The sequence below is a fragment of the Kitasatospora sp. NPDC127116 genome, from assembly GCF_042677365.1.
Lineage (GTDB): Bacteria > Actinomycetota > Actinomycetes > Streptomycetales > Streptomycetaceae > Kitasatospora > Kitasatospora lactacystinica.
This window is the reverse complement of record NZ_JBHXTL010000109.1, coordinates 18,711-33,450: the sequence shown is the minus strand read 5'-3', so window position 1 is coordinate 33,450 and position 14,740 is coordinate 18,711. Positions and strand designations below refer to the sequence as shown.

At 73.7% G+C, this 14,740-nt stretch carries 13 protein-coding genes and 1 pseudogene; 10 read left to right on the top strand and 4 right to left on the bottom strand.

Annotated features, from left to right (window positions below; genetic code table 11):
* Both ACFVHV_RS32785 and ACFVHV_RS32780 read left to right on the top strand, forming a co-directional pair.
* Window positions 1–1,739, top strand: a 1,739-nt coding sequence (locus ACFVHV_RS32785; protein ID WP_380356006.1) for a M1 family aminopeptidase, incomplete at its 5' end; no start/stop codon positions are given.
* Window positions 1,740–2,003: 264 nt separating this feature from the next.
* Window positions 2,004–3,686 (top strand): protease pro-enzyme activation domain-containing protein, encoded by a 1,683-nt coding sequence (locus tag ACFVHV_RS32780; protein ID WP_380356004.1) that lies wholly within the window; start codon window positions 2,004–2,006, stop codon window positions 3,684–3,686.
* 118 nt (window positions 3,687–3,804) lie between these two features.
* On the opposite strand, the gene ACFVHV_RS32775 is transcribed toward ACFVHV_RS32780, so the two are convergent.
* The gene (locus ACFVHV_RS32775; protein ID WP_359911074.1) at window positions 3,805–4,692 is read right to left on the bottom strand and encodes a lysozyme; all 888 of its coding nucleotides are present in this window, start codon (window positions 4,690–4,692) and stop codon (window positions 3,805–3,807) included.
* 346 nt (window positions 4,693–5,038) lie between these two features.
* On the opposite strand from ACFVHV_RS32775, the gene ACFVHV_RS32770 reads away from it, so the two are divergent.
* The 3 genes from ACFVHV_RS32770 (at window position 5,039) to ACFVHV_RS32760 (ending at window position 10,022) form a co-directional block, all read left to right on the top strand.
* A complete protein-coding gene (locus tag ACFVHV_RS32770) occupies window positions 5,039–5,608 on the top strand; it encodes a GNAT family N-acetyltransferase (RefSeq protein ID WP_359911071.1) in 570 nt (189 codons plus the stop codon).
* A 267-nt stretch (window positions 5,609–5,875) separates the two neighbouring features.
* Window positions 5,876–7,615, top strand: coding sequence for a cellulose synthase catalytic subunit (locus tag ACFVHV_RS32765; protein WP_359911068.1), 1,740 nt, complete (start codon window positions 5,876–5,878; stop codon window positions 7,613–7,615).
* 292 nt (window positions 7,616–7,907) lie between these two features.
* Window positions 7,908–10,022: an acyltransferase family protein gene (locus tag ACFVHV_RS32760; protein WP_380356000.1), complete on the top strand. Its 2,115-nt coding sequence runs from the start codon at window positions 7,908–7,910 to the stop codon at window positions 10,020–10,022.
* Window positions 10,023–10,111: 89 nt separating this feature from the next.
* On the opposite strand, the gene ACFVHV_RS32755 is transcribed toward ACFVHV_RS32760, so the two are convergent.
* A complete protein-coding gene (locus ACFVHV_RS32755; RefSeq protein WP_380355997.1) occupies window positions 10,112–10,723 on the bottom strand; it encodes a hypothetical protein in 612 nt (203 codons plus the stop codon).
* A gap of 127 nt (window positions 10,724–10,850) precedes the next feature.
* On the opposite strand from ACFVHV_RS32755, the gene ACFVHV_RS32750 reads away from it, so the two are divergent.
* From ACFVHV_RS32750 to ACFVHV_RS32735, 4 genes are all read left to right on the top strand, one after another.
* Entirely contained in the window at window positions 10,851–11,081 is a 231-nt protein-coding gene (locus ACFVHV_RS32750; RefSeq protein ID WP_359911059.1) for a hypothetical protein, read from the top strand.
* 194 nt (window positions 11,082–11,275) lie between these two features.
* Complete coding sequence (locus tag ACFVHV_RS32745) at window positions 11,276–11,785, top strand: DUF1877 family protein (RefSeq protein ID WP_380355995.1); 510 nt, start codon at window positions 11,276–11,278, stop codon at window positions 11,783–11,785.
* The gene (locus ACFVHV_RS32740; RefSeq protein ID WP_359911053.1) at window positions 11,782–12,387 is read left to right on the top strand and encodes a class I SAM-dependent methyltransferase; all 606 of its coding nucleotides are present in this window, start codon (window positions 11,782–11,784) and stop codon (window positions 12,385–12,387) included. Before ACFVHV_RS32745 ends, ACFVHV_RS32740 begins: the two co-directional genes overlap by 4 nt.
* Window positions 12,388–12,697: 310 nt before the next feature.
* Window positions 12,698–13,120 (top strand): hypothetical protein, encoded by a 423-nt coding sequence (locus ACFVHV_RS32735; protein WP_380355993.1) that lies wholly within the window; start codon window positions 12,698–12,700, stop codon window positions 13,118–13,120.
* Window positions 13,121–13,291: 171 nt separating this feature from the next.
* Here ACFVHV_RS32735 and ACFVHV_RS32730 read toward each other — a convergent pair.
* Together ACFVHV_RS32730 and ACFVHV_RS32725 are read right to left on the bottom strand one after the other, a co-directional pair.
* Window positions 13,292–13,390 (bottom strand): annotated as a pseudogene (locus tag ACFVHV_RS32730) (N-acetylmuramoyl-L-alanine amidase); the annotation flags it as partial.
* The gene (locus tag ACFVHV_RS32725) at window positions 13,387–13,539 is read right to left on the bottom strand and encodes a hypothetical protein (RefSeq protein WP_380355990.1); all 153 of its coding nucleotides are present in this window, start codon (window positions 13,537–13,539) and stop codon (window positions 13,387–13,389) included. The gene ACFVHV_RS32725 and the pseudogene ACFVHV_RS32730, both read right to left, overlap by 4 nt.
* A gap of 148 nt (window positions 13,540–13,687) precedes the next feature.
* Here ACFVHV_RS32725 and ACFVHV_RS32720 point away from each other — a divergent pair, with 148 nt between their 5' ends.
* Window positions 13,688–14,434, top strand: a complete 747-nt coding sequence (locus tag ACFVHV_RS32720; RefSeq protein ID WP_359911047.1) for an HAD-IA family hydrolase — start codon at window positions 13,688–13,690, stop codon at window positions 14,432–14,434.
* Window positions 14,435–14,740: the final 306 nt, after the last annotated feature.

The following is a 14,740-nucleotide window of genomic DNA, read 5'->3' as shown; positions in this document are numbered from 1 at the left end:
GCACACCCGCCCAGGTCGTGGCCAACGGCGGCTTCGAGTCCGGCAGTTCGTCCTGGACGGCGCCGAGCGGCGCGATCACCGCCGACAGCGGCCAGAGCGCGCACTCCGGCAGCTCCTACGCCTGGCTCGACGGCTACGGCTCCAGCCACACCGACACCCTCTCGCAGTCCGTCACCCTCCCCGCCGGGTGCGGCACCGCGACGCTCGGCTTCTGGCTGCACGTCGACACCGCCGAGACGACCGCCGGCACGGCCTACGACAAGCTCGCCGTCAAACTCGGCTCCACCACGGTGGCCACGTACTCCAACCTGGACGCCCTGAGCGGGTACGTGCACAAGACCGTCGACGTCTCCGCCTTCGCCGGCCAGACCGCGACGCTCGCCTTCACCGGCGTCGAGGACGCCAGCCTGCAGACCAGCTTCGTGCTGGACGACGTCACCCTGGACGTCTCCGGCGGCGGGACCACCCCCCAGCCCGGCGACCCGACCCGCACCCCGGCCGCGCCGGCGTACACCGTCGACCTCAGCAGTGACGCCTCCGGCGGCAGTTGGACCGGACACGAGAGCGTGACCTTCAGCAACGCCTCGCCCACCGCGCTGAACGAGGTGTACCTGCGGCTGTGGGACAACGCCCACGGCAGCTGCCCCAGCACCCCGATCACGGTCACCAACGTGACCGGCGGCACGCCCTCCCCGCTCACGGTGAACTGCACCGCGCTCAAGATCACCCTGCCGGCCCCGCTCGCCCAGGGCCAGAGCGGCACCGTCGGCTTCGACCTCGGCATCACCGTGCCGAGCGGCGCGGACCGCTTCGGCCACGACGGCGCGTACAACTTCCTCGGCAACGCCCTGCCCGTCCTGGCGATACGGGACGCGGCCGGCTGGCACCTCGACCCGTACACCAACAACGGCGAGTCCTTCTACTCGATGGCCTCGGACTTCACCGTCACCCTGGACCACCCGACCGGCCTGCTGGTGCCCGCGACCGGCACCTCGGTGGACACCCCCGGCACGACCGGCCGGACCGTCACCAAGGCGACCGCGAGCAAGGTGCGCGACTTCGCCTGGGGCGCGGGACCGTTCACCAGGATCTCCGGCACCTCGGCGGCCGGGGTGAAGGTCAACGTCTACTCGGTGGCGGGGATCAGCGCGGCCGACTCCAAGTCGATGCTCTCCACCGCGACCTCGGCGGTCGACGCCCACGCCCAGCGCTTCGGCGCCTACCCGTACGGCGAACTGGACGCGGTGATCGACAACAACTTCTGGTTCGGCGGCATGGAGTACCCGGGCTTCGTCCTCGACCTGGTCAGCACCACGGCGCTCACCCACGAGATCGGCCACCAGTGGTGGTACGGCATCGTGGGCGACGACGAGTACAACGCCCCCTGGCTGGACGAGGCCTTCACCGACTACGCCACCGACCTCGCCCTCGGCAAGACCGGCAACGGCTGCTGGAACAGCGTCTCCTGGGCCTCCTCGGCGGAGAGGATCACCAACTCGATGGCGTACTGGGACGCCAACTCCTCGCGCTACTCCACGGTCGTCTACGGCTACGGCAAGTGCGCCCTGCACGACCTGCGCCGGACGATCGGCGACACCGCGATGACCACGCTGCTGCGCAACTACGCGCAGGCGCACTGGAACGGCGTCTCCACCACCGCGGAGTTCAAGGCCGCGGCCCAGGCCGCCACCACCGTGGACCTGGCCTCCTTCTGGAGCCAGCACCGCATCGACGGCTGAGCCCGGGCAGCCCGTGGCGCCGCCCCCGGCTCCGGCCGGGGGCGGCGCCCGTCGGCGTCCTGTCGCGCTCCTGTTCGCGTCCACGTCGCGTCCACGTCGCGTCCCCCGGCGGCTCCCGGCGTCCCCTCGGCATCCCTTGACGGCGCCGGGGGCCGGGAGGACGCTGTACGTGTACGACATAAGCGTGTGCCGTACACGGACAGTCGAAAGCACACGACCAAGAGTCGCGAGGCTCCCGGCGCTGACCCGACCGCTGGAGCGATCATGTCGACCAACCACTACGTGGCGCTGCCGGACAGCTCCCGCGTTCCGCTCGACGGAGCGCGGGTCATCGGACCGGCCGACCCACGGGCACCCCTGACCGTCACCGTCTACCTGCGGCGCGACCCCGACGCGCCCCCGCGGCCGGACCTGTACGAGCTGGCGCTCCAGCCGCCGACCCGCCGGACCGTCCCCACCGACGACGAGTACGCCGCCGTCCACCGCTGGCGCGACACCGACCTGAAGGCCGTCGAGACCTTCGCCGCCGAGCACCGCCTCGCCGTCTCCAACGAGAACCCGCTGGCCCGCAGCGTCCAGCTGACCGGCACCACCGGGGACGTCGCGGACGCCTTCCGGGTCACCCTGGCCCGCTACCGCTACCAGGACGCCCGCGACAACCCCCGCGTCTACCGCGGCCGCGAGGGCGCCGTCCACGTCCCCGAGGAGCTGAGCGGCGTCATCACCGGCGTGTTCGGCCTGGACGACCGGCCGATCGGCGCCAACCTGCTGATCCACCGGACGGACGTCAGCCTCCCGATCACGGCGAAGGCCGTACCGGCCCTGCCGACGGGCGTCTTCTTCCCGCACCAGCTCGCGAAGCCGTACACCTACCCGGCCGGTCTCGACGGCACCGGCCAGTGCGTCGCCGTCCTCGCCTTCAACGGCGAGACCTCGCCCGGTGTGCCCTCCGGCGGCTACTCGCCGGACGCGCTGAGCACGTACTTCACCGCACTGGGGCTGCCCGTGCCGGACATCACCAACGTGGTGATCCAGAACGTCGGATCCCCCGGCAACGACCCGGGCCCGGGCGACGCCACCGCGGACCCGTTCGACAGCACCGACGAGATCATGCTCGACCTCGCGGTGGTCGGCTCCCTCGCACCCGGGGCGAAGATCGTCGTCTACTTCAGCAAGTTCACCGAACAGGGCTGGACCGATCTGGTCAACCAGATCGCGACCGACACCGTCAACCGGCCCGCGGTGATCTCCAGCAGCTACGGCAACACCGAGGACGGGGGCCCGCGTTGGACCCCCGCGGGCGTCGCCAACGTCGACGGCGTCTTCATCAACGCCGGTACCAAGGACATCAGCATCTGCTGCGCCTCGGGCGACGACGGCTCCCGGGACGTCCACTTCGGCGAGCGCGCCCACGCCGACTTCCCCGCGTCCAGCCCGCACGTGCTCGGCGTCGGCGGCACCCACCTGGTGGTCCAGGGCGGCGCGGTCGACCAGGAGATCGTCTGGGACGACGGACCGGGAGCGCGGACCGGGGGCGGCATCAGCAGGATGTTCCCGGTGCCCCCGTACCAGGTCGGCCTCGCCATGCCGGTCGCCGCGAACCCGCCGCACGTGCAGGGCCGGGGCGTGCCCGACGTGGCCGCGGTCGCCTCCCGGAACACCGGCGTGGTCGTCCCGAACGTGGACGGCGTGCACGTCGACCTGGTCGGCGGCACCAGCGCGTCGGCCCCGATGTGGGCCGCCCTGTTGGCCCGGATCAACCAGGGGCTCGGCCACCGGGTCGGCTTCCTCAACCCGCTGCTGTACGCGCACTTCGCGACCGGCGTCCTGCGGGACATCACCGTCGGCAGCAACGGGGCGTACCCCTCCGGGCCCGGCTGGGACCCGTGCACCGGCCTCGGCAGCCCGGGCGGCCAGCGGCTGCTGGACGGCCTCAAGGCCCTGTGAACCCCCGTCGGTCCGACACCGGCCGGTGCGGGACGCGCTGCGGCGCCCCGCACCGGCGCGGGTGCGCCGGCGGTCAAGCCGTCAAGCCGTCAAGCTGTCGGCCGCCAGCCGTCGGCCGTCAGCCCAGGGCGAGGGCGCGGAGGCGGTCGGCCGCGCCGTTGAAGTAGTTCTGGTCACCGGGGAAGGTGCCGGAGTCGGCGAACTGCCAGAAGGTCTGGTAGCCCCAGCCGTTCGGCAGGGTGCCGACGGAGGAGGCGTAGCGGGCTATCCAGAGCGGGTTGGTGGTGCCGAAGCCGCCGTTGTTGCCGGTGCACTGGCTCCACCAGTTGGTGGTGGTGTAGATGGTGGGGTAGCGGCCGGTGCGGGAGTGCACGGTGTTGCTGAAGTCCCGGATCCAGCTGACCATGGCGCTCTGGCTGAGGCCGTAGCAGGTGGCGCCGTAGGGGTTGTACTCGATGTCCAGCGCGGGCGGCAGGGTCTTGCCGTCGGCGGACCAGCCGCCCCCGTGGCTGACGAAGTAGTTGGCCTGGGTGGCGCCGGAGGAGGCGTTCGGCAGCGCGAAGTGGTAGGCGCCGCGGACCAGCCCGGCGTTGTAGGAGCCGTTGTACTGCTGGGCGAAGGACGGGTTGGTGTAGCCGGTGCCCTCGGTGGCCTTGACGTAGGCGAACCTGGCGCCGTTGGCGGCCACCGAGGACCAGTTGACGTTGCCCTGGTAGCTGGAGACGTCCAGCCCCGGGGTCTGGGTGGCGGCGAGGGAGGCGAGCGGGGCGGCGGCGCCGCGGCCCTCGCGGGCGGCGACGGTGGAGCCGGCGAAGTCCTGCTCGGGGTGGAAGCCGGGGCGGCCTTCGGCGACGGGGGCGACAGGGGCGGGTTCGGCCGCGTACGCGGGGGCGGCCACGCCGGCGACCAGGGCGGTCGCGGCGGCGAGGGCGGCGAGTGCGGGCAGACGGCGGCGGGCCGGTCTGTCGGTGCCGGTGGTGCGGGCGGAGCGGGAAGAGCGGGGCATGGGCACTCCTCTGGTCCGAGCATGGGGAGGGTCGAAATGACCCGGTTCGGCCGGGGCCTGACCGGCCGTACCGCAGAGTAGCCATGTACCTGGCACCGCCACCAGGCAGCTTTTTTCACATGGTGAACGCACGTCGGATGTGCCGGAACACCGCGACCGGCAACCGGCGTTGCCGGTTCTGCCGGTCCGGTCGGCCGGGGAGCGGGGGTGGAACCGGGGAGGGGAACGGGCCGCGGTCGGCACCGGAGGGGCTCCGGGGCGGCTCCGGGGGCGCCCGGCGCGCTGTGGCACGATGCCCGCGGGCCGGCCACCACGGGCGGCCCCGCACGTGAGGAGAGGACCAGCCATGACCGAGACCGCCACCGATTCCGCCCGGCCCGACGGGGAGCCCGTGTTCCGGCCCGCCACGCCCGCCGACGTCCCGGCGCTGGTCGCCCTGGTCGAGTCCGCCTACCGGGGCGACTCCAGCCGGGCCGGCTGGACCACCGAGGCGGACCTGCTGGACGGCCGGCGCACCAATCCGGAGGCCGTCACGGAGGCCGTGGGCCACTCCGATGGCCTGGTGCTGCTGGCCGAGCGGGACGGCGAGCTGCTCGCCTGCTGCCAGCTGGAACAGCGCGGCGAGCGGGCGTACTTCGGGATGTTCTCGGTGCGCCCGGGTCTCCAGGGCGGCGGGATCGGCCGGGCCGTGCTGGCCGAGGCGGAGCGGCTGGCCGTCGAGCGGTGGGGCGTCGGCGCGATGGAGATGACGGTGATCGAGCAGCGCGCCGAACTGATCGCCTGGTACGAGCGGCGCGGCTACCGGCGCACCGGGGATTTCAGCCCGTTCCCGTACGGTGACGAGCGCTTCGGCATCCCGCTCCGGCCGGACCTCCGGTTCGCCCACCTCGTCAAGGACTTGAAGGCGGATTCCTGACGGAATGGACGTCCGTGTACGGAAGTTGACGGCTGTGGCGGTGCTGGAGCCGTGACCGGCCGGGGAGTTGACGACCCCCGGAACGGCTCCGGCTCGGGGTCCGGTTCAGTTCCGCTGGACCGGATCTCCGCAGGTGACGCACGGTCAAGTCACTGAGCTGGGGCGATGCGGAGATGTCATACCTCGTTCATTATTGGTCTAGGCCAATGTGAGAAGCTGAGCGCGAACGGCCACGCTCCGTCCGCTGCCCAGGGGGGCCATTTCCGCATGCCCGTACTCCATGGCACCGCCATGCCCGCATCCGACACCGGTCCGCGCCGGACACCCGCGGACCCGGACGACCACCGCCTGCCCAGCCCGCCCGACGACGAGGAGCTCTACTGGTACTTCGGTCCGCAGCGCCGCTGGGTGCTGCTCTGCGCCACCCTCTCCTACGCGGGAGCCACCGCCACGCTCGGCCTGTTCGCCCTCAGCAAGCCGCTGCTCTGGCCCTTCCTGGTGCTCACCGTGCTCAACGCGGCCACCTGGCTGCTCTCGCTCACCGACGGCCAGCGCGCCCGGCGCTTCACCCGCGACTCCCACGACCTGCTGCTGCGCGCCTGGAACCCCGACCGGGCCCCGAGCGTCGACCTGCTGCTGCCGACCGCCGGTGAACCACTGGCCGTCCTCGACAACGCCTACCGGCACACCGCGGCCGTCCAGTGGCCCGGCGAGCTGACCGTGCTGGTCCTCGACGACGCCGGCCGCCCCGAGGTGCGCCGACTCGCCGAGTCCTACGGCTTCCGGTACCACGCCCGGCCCGACCGGGGCCGGTTCAAGAAGGCCGGCAACCTCAACCACGGCCTGGCCGAGGGCACCGGAGAGATCGTCGCCGTCCTGGACGCCGACTTCTGCCCCCGCCCCGACTTCCTGCACCACCTGGTGCCCTACCTCGACAACCCCGAGGTCGGCATCGTGCAGAGCCCGCAGTGCTTCGACACGGACGCCGACATGTCCTGGCTCGAACGCGCCGCGGGAGCCACCCAGGAGATCTTCTACCGCTGGATCCAGCCCTCCCGGGACGCGCAGGACGGCACCGTCTGCTGCGGCACCAACGCCCTCTACCGCCGCGCCGCGCTGAAGCGGATCGGCGGCTTCGCCGAGATCGACCACAGCGAGGACCTCTACACCGGCCTCGCCCTCGCCCGCGCCGGATGGGCCACCCGCTACGTCCCCGCGCTGGTCGCCAAGGGCATGTCGCCCACCGGCCTGCCCGCCTTCATCAGCCAGCAGTACCGCTGGTGCCTCGGCTCCCTGGCCCTGGTCCGCGACCCGGACTTCCGCAAGGGGCCGCTCCCGCGGTCCGCCCGGCTCTGCTTCTGGAACGGCATCCTCGGCTACGTCACCAGCGCCGTGAACGTCTTCGCCGTGCCGCTGCCCGCCCTGATCATGCTGTTCTTCCGGCCCGAGGAGATCCAGCCCTGGCAGGTGCTGCCGTTCCTGCCGCCGATCTGGGTCGCCCTGGTGCTGCTGCCCGCGATGTCCCGCACCCGCTGGCGCTTCGAGGTCACCCGGGTCCAACTCCTCGGCGGGCTCTGCCACGTGGTCGCCATCGTGCACGCGCTGCGCCGCCGCTCCGCCGACTGGGTGCCCACCGGCGCCGTGTCCGGCGGCAGCTCGCTCGCCCGTGCCGTCGCCCGGATCGGGGTCGGCTGGCTCGGCTTCGTCGTCCTCGCGGGCGCCGCCGGACTGGTCCGGGCCGCGCTGCTGCACGGCTGGCGGCCGTACTGGGCGCTCGCCGGGCTGCTCGCACTCACCGCCTACACCATGATCCCGCTGATCCGGGAGCTGCGGCCGCTGCTCAACGGCACCGGCGGCGGCAAGGGAGCCGCCGTCGGCGAGGTCGCCGCGCCCGCACCGGGCCGCTCCGACCTCGGGTTCGGACGGGCCGAGGCCGTCGCCGTCACCGCCGTGCTGCTGCTGTGCGGGCTGCTGGCCTCCGGCTGGGCCGACCCGCTGATCTTCTGACAGACCGTCACATCACCGCTGTCCCACCGAGTTTCCTTGCGCGTCGCCCCACCGGCGCGGACACCGCCCGGCCGCCCCATCGGCCCGGCGGGCCCGACAAACCGCTGCCAGCCCTGCAAGGAGCACCGCCGTGTCAACGGCCGTACCATCCGCCTCAGCCTCGTCCTCCTCATCCGCCTCAGCCTCGGCCTCATCCGCCTCAGCCTCGGCCTCATCCGCCTCGGCCTCGTCGCCGCCGGCCGCGCCCGCCGCGACCGACACACCCACCGACCTGCTGCCCGGCGTCGTCCGGGTGGGCCGGGAACCCGCCGCCCCGCAGGGCGCCGCCGTCGCCGAGAGCGGGCAGACCCGCCGGCGCACCGCCTTCCGCCCCGACATCGAGGGGCTGCGCGGCGTCGCCGTGCTCTCCGTCCTCGCCTTCCACTCCGCCGTCCCGGGCCTGACCGGCGGCTTCGCCGGCGTCGACGTCTTCTTCGTCGTCTCCGGCTTCCTGATCACCGGCCTGCTCGTCGGACGCCCGCTCGGCCTGTGGGACTTCGCCGCCCGCCGCGCCCGGCGCATCCTGCCCGCCGCCGCCACCGTGCTGGTCGCCACCGCCGTCGCCGGCGGCGCCCTGCTCGACCCGCTGCGCGGCACCGACCTCGCCCGCGACCTGATCGCCTCCGCCGGCCAGTTCGCCAACTGGCGCTTCGTCGGCGAGCAGACCGACTACCTGGCCGCCGAACGCGACCCCAGCCCGCTGCAGCACTTCTGGTCGCTGGGCGTGGAGAACCAGTTCTACCTGCTCTGGGGCGTGCTGCTGCTCGGCCTCGCCCGCTACCTCCACGGGCGCCGCCGCACCCTGGCGATCACCCTCGCCACGGTGGCCGTCGGCGGGGTCTCGCTCGCGCTCTGCCTGCGCTGGACGGCCACCTCCGCGCCGCTCGCCTACTTCTCCACCGGCAGCCGGCTCTGGGAGTTCGCGGCCGGCGCCTGCGCGGCGCTGGCGGGCCCGGCGCTGGCCGCCCGCGCCGAGCGCCGTCCGGTGGTGCGGTCGCTGCGGGTGCTCGGTTGGCTCGGCCTCGCCGCCGTGCTCACGCCGGTGTTCCTGTACGACCGCAACACCCCCTTCCCCGGCACCGCCGCGCTGCTGCCCGTCCTCGGCACCGCCGCCGTCCTGCTCGCCGGGCACGGCACCCCCGGCGCCGCCGACGCCGGACGGCTGCTCGCCGCCCGCCCGCTGCGCGCCGCCGGACGGCTCTCGTACGCCTGGTACCTCTGGCACTGGCCGGTGCTGACCATCGCCCAGGCCCGCTACGGCCCGCTGCCCTGGACCACCCTGCTCGCGCTCACCGCCGCCGCCGCGCTGCCCGCCTGGCTCACCCTGCGGCTGGTCGAACAGCCGCTGCGCTACGGCAGCAGCCCCGCCCCCCGGCGCGGGCTCGCGGTCGGCGCCAGCGCCCTGGTCATCCCGCTGATCGCCGCGCTCACCCTCGGCGGTGGCACCGTGCGGGCTCTCGGCGACCCCTCCGCCGGGCCCGTGGCGGCCCCCGCCGGAGCCGCCGACGGCCCGAGCCTGCTCGCCCCCGGCGCCCGGGTGCTCACCCTGACGCCGTCGCTGGCCCGGGCCCGGGAGGACTTCCCGCCCGGCAAGGGCTGCGAGATCCCGCTCAACGCCGACAGCAGCCCGCGCTGCCTCTTCGGCGCCGAGGACAGCCCCGACCGGATCGTGCTGCTCGGCGACTCCCACGCCGGGCAGTGGATCTCCGCCGGCCTCGCCCTGGCCGAGCAGCGGCACTGGGCCCTGGAGGTCCTGGTCAAGCCCGGCTGCCCGCTGGCCACCCTCACCGTGCGCAACAACGTGCTCGGCCGCACCTTCGACGAGTGCGACCGCTGGCGCGAGAACACCCTCACCCGGCTGACCTCCGGCCCCAAGCCGCGCCTGGTCCTGATGGCGGGGCTCAACCGGTACGGCAGCCAGGAGGAGCGCGCCGAGGGCTGGACCCGCACCCTGGACCGGCTCACCGCGCTCGGCGCCCCGCTCGCCTACCTCGGCGACACCCCGATGCCCGGCAAGGACATCCCGACCTGCCTGGCCGCCTCCGACGGGCGCTCGGACGCCTGCTTCTTCCCCCGCGACACCGCCTTCGAGCCCGACCCGGTGCTGGACGGCGGGCTCGCCGCCCGGTACGGGGTGCGGACCCTCGACCTCGGCCCGCTGCTCTGCCCCGGCGCCGGGCCCTCCTGCCCGGCGGTGCTGGAGGGCGTGGTGCTGTACCGGGACACCGGGCACATCACCGACACCCTGGCGCGGGTACTGGCGCCCCGGCTGGACAAGGGACTGCTGGGGACGGCGGGAGCCCCGGGCGCACCGGCCGGTTCTGCCGTGCCGACCGGATCGACCGCGTCGACCGGCCCCACCGGGTAGGCCGGCCCGACCGGTTCGGTTGTTCCGACCGGCCCGACCGGTTCGGCCGCGTCCACGGCTCCGGGGCCGCCCTCGGCTCAGCCGCGGATTCAGCCGTAGATGCTGTGGCAGAGCCGGGCCGACTCCGACCCGGCCGGCCAGTGGCCCGCCCGCTCGGCCTGGTCGCAGATGCTGTTCCGGCCCCCGCCCGCCCCGGCACCCGCCGGGGTGGGCGCGGCCGACTGGCCGCGGGCCGGAGCCGGGGCGTGCGGGCTGTGCCCCGGCTTGGGGTGCGCGCTCGCCGAGGCGTGCGCGGCGTCCGTCGTCGCACCGGCCCCCGGCCCGGGCGCGGCCGCCGTCGTACCCGGCCCGCCCACTGCGATCACCGTGCCCGGGGTGGGCGGCGGCAGCGGGGACGGTGCCGGCACGGCCGGTGACGGGGAGACCGGCAGCAACTGCGCCGTCGGGTCCGAGGCGGAGGGCGAGGCGTCCGGCAGCGCCGCCACGCTCAGCTCGTCACCCGCCCCCGGCCCGCACATCACCAGGACGGAGGCCAGCACGGCGCCCGTCCCGACCATCGCGGCCGTCCAGGCCCTGCGTGACAGACGCCTCGGCGGCGGCGTGGCGGTGGACCACGGCGGTAGCGGATCCGTCGGGACCGGCGGCGGCTGCCAAGCGTTCTGCGGCCACTGCCACTGTCCTCCGGTGGGCTGCCCAGTCATGTGCTCGTCCTTCCAGCGGCCCCCCTCAGAACCTTTCCGTGCTCAACGAGCGCGCCGACGCCGGGACATGACCCGGAAGAGGGGTCTGGACGGGCGTTGATTGCCACCGCGCCACATGCTGGGGGGCATGGAGACCAACAGCACGTCCAAACCCCTCGTCGAAGTGGCCGAGTTCCGGACCGACAGCCGCTACCGCCTCATCCACTTCGAGGGCCACGGCTGGGAACCGCTCGCACAGGAGGAGTTCGAGCCGCGCGTCCACCAGCTCTTCCCGGACCTCGACCCGCGCGACCCGCAACGGGTCCACTGGGCCGACCGTCCCTGGGAGTGGCCCGCCTGGCACCCGGGCGAAGCCTGAACGCACCGCCCGAACGCACCGCCCGAACGCACGGGTCGGGCGAGCCGGGCGGGTTCCCGGGCGGGTTCCGGACGGTCCGGAGGGGTCCGGAGGGGTCCGGTATGTCCCGGCCTGAACGGATGTGGCGCGGTGCGGTGCGACCCGAACCGCCCGGTGCAGGAGTGACGGCCCCGTTCCTTCGTTACGCTGAGCGGGTGAGAGTGGATCACTTCTGGCACCGCCTGCCGGGCCGGGCCGCGGGCACCTGCTCGCCGGAGCAACTCGGCGAACTCGTGCCCCGCGACCGCGACGTCCGGTACGACCGGCTGGCCGCCGCCGGCCTCGCCCTCGGCGTGCGGCGCACCGCCGTCCTGATGGAACTCGCGCTCACCGAGAACGGCCTGCATCCCGACCCGGCCGCCCGACTGCCCGTCTACGGCGGCGGCCGGCACCAGCCGGACGGCGCACTGCCGGACGGTGCCGTGCCCGTGCTGCGCCCCGAACAGGTTGCGGAGGCCTCCGCGTTCCTGCGCGACTCGGCGCTCGGCGAACTCGTCCGCCAGCAGAACAGCGTGCTCGCCCGTACGGCCGTGCACCTCGGCTACCCGACGCCGTGGTCCGAGGCCTGGGCGACGCTCGTCGTCCACGACCTGCGCGAGCTGCGGGACTTCTTCGCCCGCGCGGCCGCGGCCGGGGACGCGGTGGCCGTCCGGGAGGCGGAGTGAACACGCCCGCGGGGACCGCCGGGTACGGCGCGGCGGCCGAGCAACTCGCCGTCCAGTACGAGAGCGTGAGCTTCACCGAGGTGCACCGCGAGCTGCACCACCTGTACCCGGCCCCGCCCGCGTCCGTCCTGGACGTCGGCGCCGGCACCGGCCGCGACGCCGCCGCCCTCGCCGCCCTCGGCCACCGGGTGGTCGCGGCCGAGCCGACCCCCGAACTCCGGGCCGTCGGAGAGCGGTTGCACGCCGGCTCGGACGTGCGCTGGGTCGCCGACGCGCTGCCCGAACTGCCCGCGCTCGTCGCCGAGGGCGCGAGCTACGACCTCGTCCTGCTCACCGCCGTCTGGATGCACCTCGCCCCCGCCGAGCGCCCACCCGCGATGGCCGCCCTCACCCGCCTCCTCGCCCCCGCGGGCCGGCTCGCCCTCACCGTCCGCCACGGCCCCGTCCCGCCGGGCCGCCACATGTTCGACCTCCCGGACGAGACCACCGTCACCCTCGCCGCCGACTGCGGGCTGCGCCTCCTCCACCGCGCCACCCGCGCGGACCTGCACGGCCGGGGCGAGGTCCACTGGACGCTGCTGCTCTTCGAACGGGAGGCGTAGCCGCTCGGTCCGGATCGGCAGTGGCGGTGGGCGGGCGACCCCTCCTCGGTGAGGTGCGCCGACGCCTCGGGTGGCTCGGCCCCGTCCCGTCCCGTACGGCCGGCAGGTACCGGCCCGGCGGACCGTTCGCCGGTCGGCCCGGGGCGTGTTCCCCGGCGGTGGAGGAGGGCCGCTACGGCGATCGACGGTCGGCGGGGGCGTCCGTTCGGCGCAGCTTCGTCCGGCGGTGGCCGGAGAGCGTTGTCAGGCGGCACGGGCGACCGGTAGACGGGAGGCTCCGAGCGCCGATCCTCCGAGTACCGGGAGTGCCGTGAACGCCCTGAGACTGCTCGCCGTGCCCGCCGCCGTCCTCGCCCTGACACTGAGCGCCGCGACCGCCGCCCCCGCCGCACCGGCGGCGGCTCCCAACCCCGCGCCCGCCACCGTCACCATCTCCCGGGCGGACGGCGGATCGACCGTCCAGGCGCACGTGGGGGACACCGTGCAGGTGGAACTCCTCGCGCTGCGCGACTACACGGTGACCTGGTACTGGTACGCCCTGGGCACCCCGACCCCCGCCCTGCTCTCGCAGACGGCGGGCAGCGCCGAGCCCAACGGTGACTCCCACGGCACCTTCTCGGTGACAGCCGCCGGGACGGGCGCCATCACCGCGATCGGCCGCTGCGTGCCGGACCGCGGCGCGGTCTGCCCGCCGTGGGTCATCAACTGGAAGGTCACCGTCCAGGTCTCCTGACCGGACCCCGGACGCACCGCCGCCCCGGGCACCGACGACGGCGCCGGGGCGGCGGGACCATGCCCAGACCCTGGGACCGCCGCCCCGCACGAGCGGGAGGCAAGCAACCGCCCCCTGGCCGGGGATGCCGTCCGCAGCGCTGCCGCTGCAGCCGCACCTGCGCCGCCATTTCGTGTACGACCGGTGGTCGGCCCCGGTCCACTGCGGGCCGGGGCCGGAGCTGTACGCGCTGCACTCCTCCGCGACCAGGCGGTGCCCCAGGGCGGTCACGAGGGGCGAGCGAGCACGGTCGCCGCCAGCGGCTCCCGGTCGCCGTAGCAGCGCCGGCCACCGCCCTGCGGCCGAGTCGGCGCCTCCGGCACCACCAACTGGATCAGCTCCCACAACTCGTCCGGGACGAGCCGCTCCACGATCGTCACGAGAGCAGCCTGCAGGCCCACATGAGATGTCTTCTCGGGGCCGCGTCACGCTCGGCAGCGCCCGACAGCTTCGGTCCGGGCAGTGCGGCGATGTCGGCCGTCCCGTCACGCACGGGTGAGGGCCCGGCACATCCGGGCAGGAGCAGGAATGCAGCTGTCCGACGAACGGTTCGAGCTGATCGGTGCCAGCTGGTGGCGGTACGATCCGCGGGGATGTACCGGTCCGTCGCGGCCGCCGGAAAGGAATGATGCCGTGAAGAAATTCATCCTCTTCGATCATGACGGTGTCCTGGTCGACACCGAGTTCTGGTATTTCAGATCCGCGGAACGCGCCCTGGCGGAGGCCGGTTTCACGCTGGACAAGGATCAGTACCTCCGGGACATGGCCCTGGGGGCGGGCTCTTGGGTCCAGGCCAGGGCGGCCGGCATCGACGACCTGACCCTCACCCGGGTTCGCGAGGCCCGTGACGGCTACTACCAGGAGTACTTGCGGACCGAGGCCATCGAGATCGACCGCGTCGTCGACACTCTCGCCGAACTGTCGAGGTTTGCCCGGATGGCCATCGTGACGACCTCGAAGCGGGCCGACTTCGACATCATCCACGAGAAGCGTCGGATCAGGCAGTTCATGGACTTCGTCCTTGTGCGCGAGGACTACGAACTCGCCAAGCCGAACCCGGAACCGTACCTGGCCGGGCTGAAGCGCTTCGGCGCCTCCACGCAGGAGACCCTGGTCGTGGAGGATTCAGCCAGGGGACTGGCCTCGGCGGTGGCCGCCGGCATCGACTGCGCCGTCGTCCACAACGAGTTCACGAAGGCGGACGACTTCTCCCGGGCAACTTACCGGATCGACAGCCTGAGCGAATTGAAGGAAATCCTTCTCATGGAAAGCTGACGCCCCTTTGGCGCGGAGCCCGCAGCGGGTGCACCGGGTGAGGGCCGACAGCCGGCGGACGAGTGATCGCCGTGCCTACCTGCCTCCGTGGCCCCTGCGCGGAACCGGACGGGACGTGCGCGGGACAGTGTGACGGCCGCGCATCGGCGTGGCATCGATGGCTGTTGGAGTTGTGGGTGCGTCGTGGCGCGGGGGGAGTCGGCCCGGGCGCCGTCCCACCCCCCGGGGACCGCGCTGGGTTATAAAAAAAAACCACCCCCCCGCACACACACCCCAAACGGATTGAGGATTGGTGGTGGTAGATAT